The sequence below is a fragment of the Streptomyces roseochromogenus subsp. oscitans DS 12.976 genome (genome assembly GCF_000497445.1).
In the GTDB taxonomy this organism is placed as follows: domain Bacteria; phylum Actinomycetota; class Actinomycetes; order Streptomycetales; family Streptomycetaceae; genus Streptomyces; species Streptomyces oscitans.
On record NZ_CM002285.1, the window covers coordinates 929,491 to 937,292 of the forward strand.

Genomic DNA, 7,802 nt, shown 5'->3' on the forward strand with positions numbered 1-7,802 from the left:
AACGGCAGTTCGGTGGCGAGCAGTGGCTGGACCAGGGACAGGCTGCCCACGGCCAGCGCCCCGGCCTGCAGCACCCCGGAGACCGCCAGCAGCGCGGCCCCCGCCAGCCAGTGCGGGCGGCGCAGCAGCCGCCCGAGCCGGCGCACCGCGGCCACCGCCCAGCCGGCCCCGCTTTCCTCGTACGGCTCCTGTACGGCGGCCCGGCGCTGGAGCACGGACGCGGACGCGTTGGTGAGGGCGGCGAGCAGGGCGAGCAGCACCGTGACGGCGATCATGGCCGGCTCATCCGAAGCGGGCGGCGAGCCGCCGGTACAGCCCGGGCGCGACACCGCGCACGCGGGCGGGAAACCTCAGCCAGCCCGGGACGTACACCTCGTCCTGGCCGTGCCGGACGGCGGTCCAGACGGCGTCCGCCACCCGCTCCGGCGGCACCGGCCGCGGCCATGCCCGGGTGTAGGGGACGCCCCGGCGGGCGAAGAAAGGGGTGTCGACGGCGCCGGGGATCACATGGCTGACGCCTACCCCGGTGCCGCGCAGTTCGTAGCGCAGGGCGTCGGCGAAGGCGGCCAGGCCGGCCTTCGCGGCGGAGTACACGGCCTCGCCGCGCACGGCGACGCTGCCCGCGACGGATCCGATGAGCACGATGCGGCCCGACCCGGCCGCGACCATGTGGGGCAGCAGCGCCCCTACGAGGTGCAGGGTGGCCAGCAGGTCGACGCCGACGATCTCGTCGACGCGGGCGCGGGGCATGCCGGTGAAGTCACCGGCCCAGCCCACACCGGCGCTCGCCACCAGCAGGTCGAGCCGGCCCGCGTGGTCCAGGACCAGATCGGTGAGCAGACGGTCGGCACCCGGCCGGGTCAGGTCGGCTGGCAGAGCCAGGGCGTCGAGCGGGGCGGCCACCTGCTCCAGGCGTGTGACGTCACGTCCGTTCAGCACCAGCCGCCAGCCTTCCTCGGCGGCCAGCCGGCGGGCGACGGCGGCGCCGATGCCCGAGGAGGCGCCCGTCACCAGTGCCGTGCCGCCACGGCCCGCCGGGCTCCCGGCGGAGGGGAGGACGGAGCCCGCCGGGGCGGAGGTCGCGACCGGCCCGCCGCGGTTCGACGGTCCTGCGGGGGGCGGGAGGTGGGACATGGTGAGGACCTCACTGCGACGTGGTGACACGGGTTCGCGGGCTCCGCGGCCGAACCTGCGCGCTGTATCCAGGGCGCCACACACTGGAAGACCACGCACTGCGGAAACCCGCCGAACGCCCGCGAGACATGCACAGTGGGGCCCGAGTCACCGGTGGTGCGCCCGGGACGACGATGGAGATCGAGGGATCGAGCGAGGGGGCCTTACGACCGTACGCCGGGACACCCGGGCGGGAGAAGGGCGTCAGGCACACCGAGGTCCTGATCGCGGGCGTGGGTCCGGCCGGAGACAACGGCCGCGCTCGAACCGCGCCGACGAGGTGCTGACCGCGCGGTGGCCGGCCGGCTGTGAGACGGGGGATCGTCGGGTGGGCCGCGCCCTCCGGCACGCGACACACGGTGTGCGGGCCCACCACGACGACCCCGCGACTGTCATATTGCGCGAGGCTCAGCTGCTGATCGCCTGCCCGGACAGCCCGATCGCGGCGTTCCCCGTCTGCCGGCACGAGGTACTGCGCGAGCGCGCCTAGGTCGTACTACGGACTACTACGTCCTACTGCTCCACGCCGACGGCTCACGGGGCTTTGCGGGAACTCGTGGAGGAGGCGACCCGGTCGTCCCACGGTCGCCTTTTCAGCTACTGCGTACTGACGGACCGCATCGACCCCCGCACCTGCCACTGCCGGTCCGCAGAGACACCCGCGACGAGTTCCGCGCCCGCTGCGCGACCGAGGCCGGCACCGCGTTCCTGATCCGCCCGGACGGCCACCTGACCGCCCGGGTGTCCCGGCCGTACCCGGCACCCTGTCCGCGGCGGCCGTTCCACGCACCCGCTCAGTCCAGGCCTGGAATGGAAGCGCCCGAAGGCACTCCGGCGTCGATGTAGGCGTCATAGAACCGCTTCCAGGGTGCGCTCGGCCCGGCTAGTGGGCCCTCGAAGGGTTCGCCGTGGGCCTTGGCGTCGAGGGCGGTGAGGCATACCTCCCAGCCGGCGCCGTTGCGGGCGGCGGTGTTCGGCTCGGCCAGGACGTTGGTGAGCGTGAACCGGGTGCGCTGTGCGCCGACGGCTTCCAGATCGAAGCGGAGTTCGTCGCCGCCCCACTCGAAGGACAGGTGCCGGGGCGGGTCGACGGCGAGCATCCGGCCCGTGAAGCCGGGCGTGTTCGGGTCGCCGCTGAAGCGGATCGTGCCGCCGGGACGCAGCTCCATCTCGGCGCGGAAGGGGAACCACTGCTGCAGTTCGTCGGGATCGGTGACGAACTGCCAGACGCGGTCCACCGGGTGGTCGTAGGTGCGGCTGAACCGGACGGCGGGACGGCCGTCGTCCAGGGTCAGACAGGTGCCGGTGAGGTCGACGGGCATGGTGCTTCAGTCCTTCGGCGGTGGGGGGCGTCCGGTGTCGTCCGACGTCTCGTCGAGGCGCCGGCCCAGGGCGTCCAGGCTGCTGTTCCACAGCCGGCGATAGGGCTCCAGCCAGGCGTCGAGCGCGACGATCGGCGCCGGGTCGAGGTCGTAGACACGGCGCTGCGCGTCCTGTCTGACCCGGACCAGGCCCGCTTCCCGGAGCACCTTCAGATGCTTGGACGTGCTCGGCTGGCTCAGTCCGCAGGCTTCGACGATCTCCCCGACGGGCCGCGGGCGTTCCCGCAGGAGTGCGACGATCGCCCGCCGGTGGGGATCGGCGAGGGCGGACCACAGCGCTGCGTCGGACATGCGACCCAATATGCCCTGCCAGTTATATGCCCGTCAAGGAATACACCAAAAGAAACGTTGCCGTTTCGCTAGTCGTGCCGTAAGGTCGGACGTGTACGAAACAGTTTCGTTTATGAGCTGTTCGCTCGCCCGTACCCGAACGACTTGCCCTGGAGTGGTTCACCATGCCCCAGAAGACCCTGGCCGAGGGCTCCCGAGCAGGAGCCGCCGCGATCGAACACGGTGGGGCGGCCTCGCCCAAGCGGTGGTGGATCCTCGCGGTCATCGCCCTCGCCCAGCTGATGGTCGTCCTCGACGCGACGATCGTGAACATCGCCCTGCCGTCCGCCCAGACCGACCTCGGCTTCTCCGACGGCAACCGGCAGTGGATCGTGACGGCGTACGCCCTCGCCTTCGCCTCCCTGCTGCTGCTCGGCGGGCGCATAGCCGACCTCTTCGGGCGCAAGCCCGCCTTCCTCGTCGGCGTCGTCGGCTTCGCCGCGGCCTCCGCGCTGGGCGGCGCCGCGAACGGCTTCACCATGCTGGTCGTCGCACGTGCCCTGCAGGGCGCCTTCGGCGCGCTCCTCGCGCCCGCCGCGCTGTCGCTGCTCAACACCACGTTCACAGACGCCCGGGAACGGGCGCGCGCCTTCAGCGTGTACGGCGCGATCGCCGGTGCCGGCGGTGCCGTGGGCCTGCTGCTCGGCGGTGTGCTGACCGACGCGCTCGACTGGCGCTGGACCCTGTATGTGAACGTGGCCATCGCGGTCGTCGCCTTCGCGGGCGGCTGGATCCTGCTCGGCAACCACCGTGACGCGGCGAACGCCAAGCTGGACGTGCCGGGCACGGTGCTCGTCGCGGCCGGTCTGTTCACCCTGGTCTACGGCTTCTCCAACGCCGAGACCCACGACTGGGGTTCGCCGCTGACCTGGGGCTTCCTGATCGCGGGCGGAGTGCTCCTGACGGCCTTCGCCTGGTGGCAGACCCGTGCCGCGCACCCGCTGCTGCCGCTGCGCATCCTGCTCGACCGCAACCGCGCGGCCTCCTACCTCGCGGTACTGATCACCGGCGCGGGCATGTTCGGCGTGTTCCTCTTCCTGACCTACTACCTCCAGCTCAACCTCGGCTTCAGCCCGACGAAGACGGGTGTGGCGTTCCTGCCGATGGTCGGCGCGCTGATGGTGACCGCACAGGTGGGCACCACGGTGCTGCTTCCCCGGCTCGGCCCGAAGGCGGTCATCCCGCTGGGCTTCGCGATCGCCGGTGCCGGTATGGCCTGGCTGACCGGCATCGGCCTCGGCTCGCACTACCTGAGCGCGGTCCTGCCCCAGCTGATCGTGATCGGCGTGGGCCTCGGCATGGTGATGCCGCCGGCCATGCAGCTGGCCACCGGCGGGGTCGCGGCCGAGGACGCGGGCGTGGCGTCCGCCACCGTCAACGCCATGCAGCAGGTGGGCGGTTCGATCGGCACGGCGCTGCTGAACACCCTCGCGGCGAGCGCCGCCACCGCCTATCTGTCCAGCCGCGACGCCACCAGCAAGCCGGTGCGGGCGCAGGCGACGATCGAGAGCTACACGACCGCGTTCTGGTGGTCCGCGGGCTTCTTCGCCGCCGGCGCGCTGATCGCCCTCGTGCTCTACCGGCGCGGGGTGCCGCAGCAGGACACGGAGGCCGCTCCGGTCGTCCACATGTGACAGCCGGAATCCGAGCCCGAGGGGCCGCCGTCAGCAGGGAGACGGCGGCCCCTCGGCCTGTCATGGTGGAGGTGTGCGCAAGGCGACCGCGGTGCTCGGCAGCACCCTGTTCCTGGTCCTGGCGGCGGGTTGCGCGGCGGTGCTGATGCCGTGGTGGCTGACCGGCGGCTGGCGGACCGGCCACTGGTGGCTGCCGCTGCGGCTGCTCGGCCTGCTCCCGCTGGCGGCCGGTACGGCCGTGATCCTGGAGGCCTACGCCCGGTTCGCCCTGGAGGGGCTCGGCACACCGGCGCCGGTCGCGCCACCTGCGCGGCTGGTGGTGAGCGGCCCGTACCGGTACGTGCGCAATCCGATCTACGTCGCGGTCGTCGCCGTACTCGCCGGTCAGGGCCTGCTGCTCGCCCGCCCCGTGCTGTTCGCTTACGCCGCCGGCGCCTGGACGGTGATCTGGGCCTTCGTCCACTGGTACGAGGAGCCGGGGTTGCTGCGCCGTTTCGGGGCCGGCTACGAGCGCTACCGGCGGGCGGTGCCGCCCTGGTGGCCGCGGCGGACTCCCTGGCGGGGCGCCTGAGTCGGCGGCGCGGGCGGGTGCCCGCGGTGCATCCGCGAAGGGTGGCGTCAGGGCCTCGCGACCTGTGCACGTGTCGCTCTCCGTGCCCGTCCGCCGGGTCGCCGCTCCCCCGATGCGACACGAGTCACCAGCCCAAGGCCATGGACACCGGATGAAACCGGTTGTTTTTCGCCGCCCCCCGGGAAGGCCCCCCACGGACCCGCCCGGGGAGCGGCTGTGTGCCCGGAAGCCGGCGGGCGGCCCCACTCCGCCCGTCGGCCCCGGTGCGAGATCGCGGGTTCCCCGCTCCAGGGGCCGCACTCCCCGGTTGCGGACCTGTTTCCGGCGTATGCGGGGTCCGCGCGATCCCGGTCCTTAGAAGGCGAAGACGCCGCCGACCGTGGCGTCCCGCATGCACGCGTTGCCGAAAGTGCGCTCGTACGCGACGCGCTTGCCCTGCCAGACGCCCTGCACGGTGACGACGACCGGGTCGTACAGATCGGTGCACCACACACCCGGGGCGGCCTTCAGGGCGGCGAAGTTGCCGCCGACGCCGCTCAGTTCGGCGCAGGCCTGGGCCGCAGCCGGGTGGGTGCCGGAGGCCGTCGGAGCGCAGCTCAAGGTGGCGGCGCGCTCCGGAGTGGCCGTGGCCGCGTCGCTGCCGTGGCCCGTCGTGAGGACCAGCGCCGAGGGGGCGTAGAGCGACGACGGGGCGACGCTGGGTGCAGCGACGGCGGCCCCGGTCAGGGGTCCGCAGACGGCGACGGCAGCAAAGCCGAGGGCCGCTGCCCAGCGCGCGGTGTTCCGCATTGTGTGCATCCTTCCGCTTGAACAGACATGGCGCCGGCCCGGGCCCGGTCGGGCACCGGAGCGGCGAGCGCCACTCTGCCGAGTCCGCCGGGGAAACTCACATCGGGCACATGGATTTCGGTAACCTTTCGTGTTGAAGCAGTGGCGTGATGTCACGGAATCCACACACCGTGACCCAGCAACTACGCGGGTTCTGCCCGTCGAGCCCGCCCAGATGGCCGAAAATCAGCGCTTCGTTAATCGTCCTGAAACATTCCGACTCCGACCCCCTCAAGTCCCTTCATGACTCCTTGTGTTCATGAAGTGATCACCTCAGTGGGCCGGTTCGGGGCCCGCCCTCAACGAGGTGGAGGCCCCTGGTCCCGAGGAGGGCTCAGCGCTTGATGGGAGTGTGTTCGCGAAGCCCTGGTGGTCTAGGCTCGGTTGATGACCTTGGAATGGGAACAGGTGATTGTTCACTCGGTGGATCCGGTGGCCTTGGGGCAGTGGTGGGCGGAGGCCCTTGGGTGGGTCGTCGTCCACTCCTCTGATGAGGAGTTCGAGATCCGCCCGGAGCCGGATCGCCTGCCGGGGTTGGATTTCGTCCGGCTTGATGAGAGCAAGAAGGTCAAGAGCCGACTGCATCTCGACTTCAGGCCTGATGACCAGGACGCCGAGGTGGCTCGCCTTGAGGCTCATGGCGCAAAGCGTGTCGACATCGGCCAGGGTGACCAATCGTGGGTTGTCATGGCAGACCCCGAAGGCAACGAGTTCTGTGTCCTTGGACAACGGCGTCAGTGACTGAGCCGTCTGAGCCGGAAGGTGACGGCTCGTCTCAAGTCACAGGTGCTTGTGGCCTGGGATGTGCTGCACGTGGACCGGCGGCATGCTCTGGTCGTCCGACATCAAGAAGGTCGCTGTGTGCCGCAGACCGTGCAGGGTCCAGTTCGGCCCCGGGGCCTCGTGGGCACGGTTGGACATCATGAGGGCCGCGTCGCAGGTCAGCGGCCGCCAAGGACGACGCAGCGTCCACCACAACGGCCGGCTGTGGCGTGCCACGAGGTGGCCGTCGGGCTGTGCGCCGGCGGACGCAGCTGCTCGGGCGTCCGGGTCGGGCAGGCGGCCGCGTGGACCGATCGGATCGAGTGGATCGTCACCGAGGGCCCCCGCACGCCGCCGCGACGCTCTTCGAACCGGCCGTCCTCAAGCGCGCGTTGGGCGGGCTGCCGGCCGCCTACATCCGCCCGGAGCCGTATCGTGCCGCGCACCTGAGCTGTCCCGGTGTTCCGATGGGAGCACCGGGACAGTGCGCCGGCGAGTGGTTCAGGCGTCCTTCGCCGGCGGCCGGGCGGGCCGGGTGGAGGGGCCGTCCGTGCCCGCGATCGAGAGGGAGCCGGGGCTCGCCGAGGGCGCGTCGGCCACCCAGCGCTGCCCGGCGGAGCCGTCCCGGACCTTGACGACGAGGTCGGCGCCCACGCTGTCGGCCGCGGTGGCGAGGGCGAGCGTGCGGTCCCAGCGGGGCAGCAACTCTCCCCGCTCGGTGAGGTCGTAGCGCACGTCGTCGCCCCGATTCGAGCCGGCGCCGGCGCAGCTGCCGAGGATCACCACGCCCGCGTCGGCGTGCGAGTCCAGGCACAGACCCGAGCCGGCCGCACTGCGCAGCAGCCCGTCGGCGTCGTACGTCCACCGCTGGGTGAGCGCCGCGGAGCAGACGGCGAGCACGGCGCCCGCCCCGGCCTCCGGGGTGCCCTTGATGTCCAGGCACAGGTCGGCGGCGGCGTTGCGCAGCCGGGTGGGGCGGCCGGTGGTGGGCAGTCCGGTGGTGCCGGGGGCCGTGGCGGCGGGGAGCGGGGACCGGTGGGCGGTGGTGCCGGGGACGGCGCCGGTGGAGGCGACCGGGTCGGTGCCGTCGCCGCCCTCCGGCCACAGGCTGATCGCGAGGAC

The 7,802-nt window shown here is 72.2% G+C and carries 10 protein-coding genes and 1 pseudogene; 4 read left to right on the forward strand and 7 right to left on the reverse strand.

Annotated features, from left to right (window positions below; translation table 11 throughout):
* A pseudogene (locus M878_RS46980) lies at positions 1–275 on the reverse strand (DMT family transporter); the annotation flags it as partial.
* 7 nt (positions 276–282) lie between these two features.
* Positions 283–1,134, reverse strand: coding sequence for an SDR family NAD(P)-dependent oxidoreductase (locus M878_RS54265; RefSeq protein ID WP_023544869.1), 852 nt, complete (start codon positions 1,132–1,134; stop codon positions 283–285).
* A gap of 367 nt (positions 1,135–1,501) precedes the next feature.
* Here M878_RS54265 and M878_RS97285 point away from each other — a divergent pair, with 367 nt between their 5' ends.
* A complete protein-coding gene (locus tag M878_RS97285; protein ID WP_023544870.1) occupies positions 1,502–1,663 on the forward strand; it encodes a hypothetical protein in 162 nt (53 codons plus the stop codon).
* A gap of 304 nt (positions 1,664–1,967) precedes the next feature.
* Here the strand turns inward: M878_RS97285 and M878_RS54270 are convergent, their stop codons facing one another.
* On the reverse strand, positions 1,968–2,495 hold the full coding sequence (locus M878_RS54270) for an SRPBCC family protein (protein WP_023544871.1): 528 nt from the start codon (positions 2,493–2,495) through the stop codon (positions 1,968–1,970).
* Positions 2,496–2,501: 6 nt separating this feature from the next.
* Positions 2,502–2,846, reverse strand: coding sequence for an ArsR/SmtB family transcription factor (locus M878_RS54275; protein WP_023544872.1), 345 nt, complete (start codon positions 2,844–2,846; stop codon positions 2,502–2,504).
* A 164-nt stretch (positions 2,847–3,010) separates the two neighbouring features.
* Between M878_RS54275 and M878_RS54280 the strand changes: the two genes are divergently transcribed.
* Complete coding sequence (locus tag M878_RS54280; protein ID WP_023544873.1) at positions 3,011–4,519, forward strand: MFS transporter; 1,509 nt, start codon at positions 3,011–3,013, stop codon at positions 4,517–4,519.
* Positions 4,520–4,592: 73 nt separating this feature from the next.
* A complete protein-coding gene (locus tag M878_RS54285; protein ID WP_023544874.1) occupies positions 4,593–5,090 on the forward strand; it encodes a methyltransferase family protein in 498 nt (165 codons plus the stop codon).
* 354 nt (positions 5,091–5,444) lie between these two features.
* Here M878_RS54285 and M878_RS54290 read toward each other — a convergent pair whose 3' ends face one another.
* The gene (locus tag M878_RS54290; RefSeq protein ID WP_023544875.1) at positions 5,445–5,879 is read right to left on the reverse strand and encodes a subtilase-type protease inhibitor; all 435 of its coding nucleotides are present in this window, start codon (positions 5,877–5,879) and stop codon (positions 5,445–5,447) included.
* Between the two features lie 426 nt (positions 5,880–6,305).
* Between M878_RS54290 and M878_RS54295 the strand changes: the two genes are divergently transcribed.
* Complete coding sequence (locus M878_RS54295) at positions 6,306–6,659, forward strand: VOC family protein (protein WP_031224050.1); 354 nt, start codon at positions 6,306–6,308, stop codon at positions 6,657–6,659.
* 39 nt (positions 6,660–6,698) lie between these two features.
* On the opposite strand, the gene M878_RS98795 is transcribed toward M878_RS54295, so the two are convergent.
* Together M878_RS98795 and M878_RS54300 are read right to left on the reverse strand one after the other, a co-directional pair.
* Positions 6,699–6,917: a site-specific integrase gene (locus M878_RS98795; RefSeq protein ID WP_245238028.1), complete on the reverse strand. Its 219-nt coding sequence runs from the start codon at positions 6,915–6,917 to the stop codon at positions 6,699–6,701.
* Between the two features lie 264 nt (positions 6,918–7,181).
* The coding region (locus tag M878_RS54300) for an RICIN domain-containing protein (RefSeq protein ID WP_023544878.1) at positions 7,182–7,802 on the reverse strand (621 nt) is incomplete at its 5' end.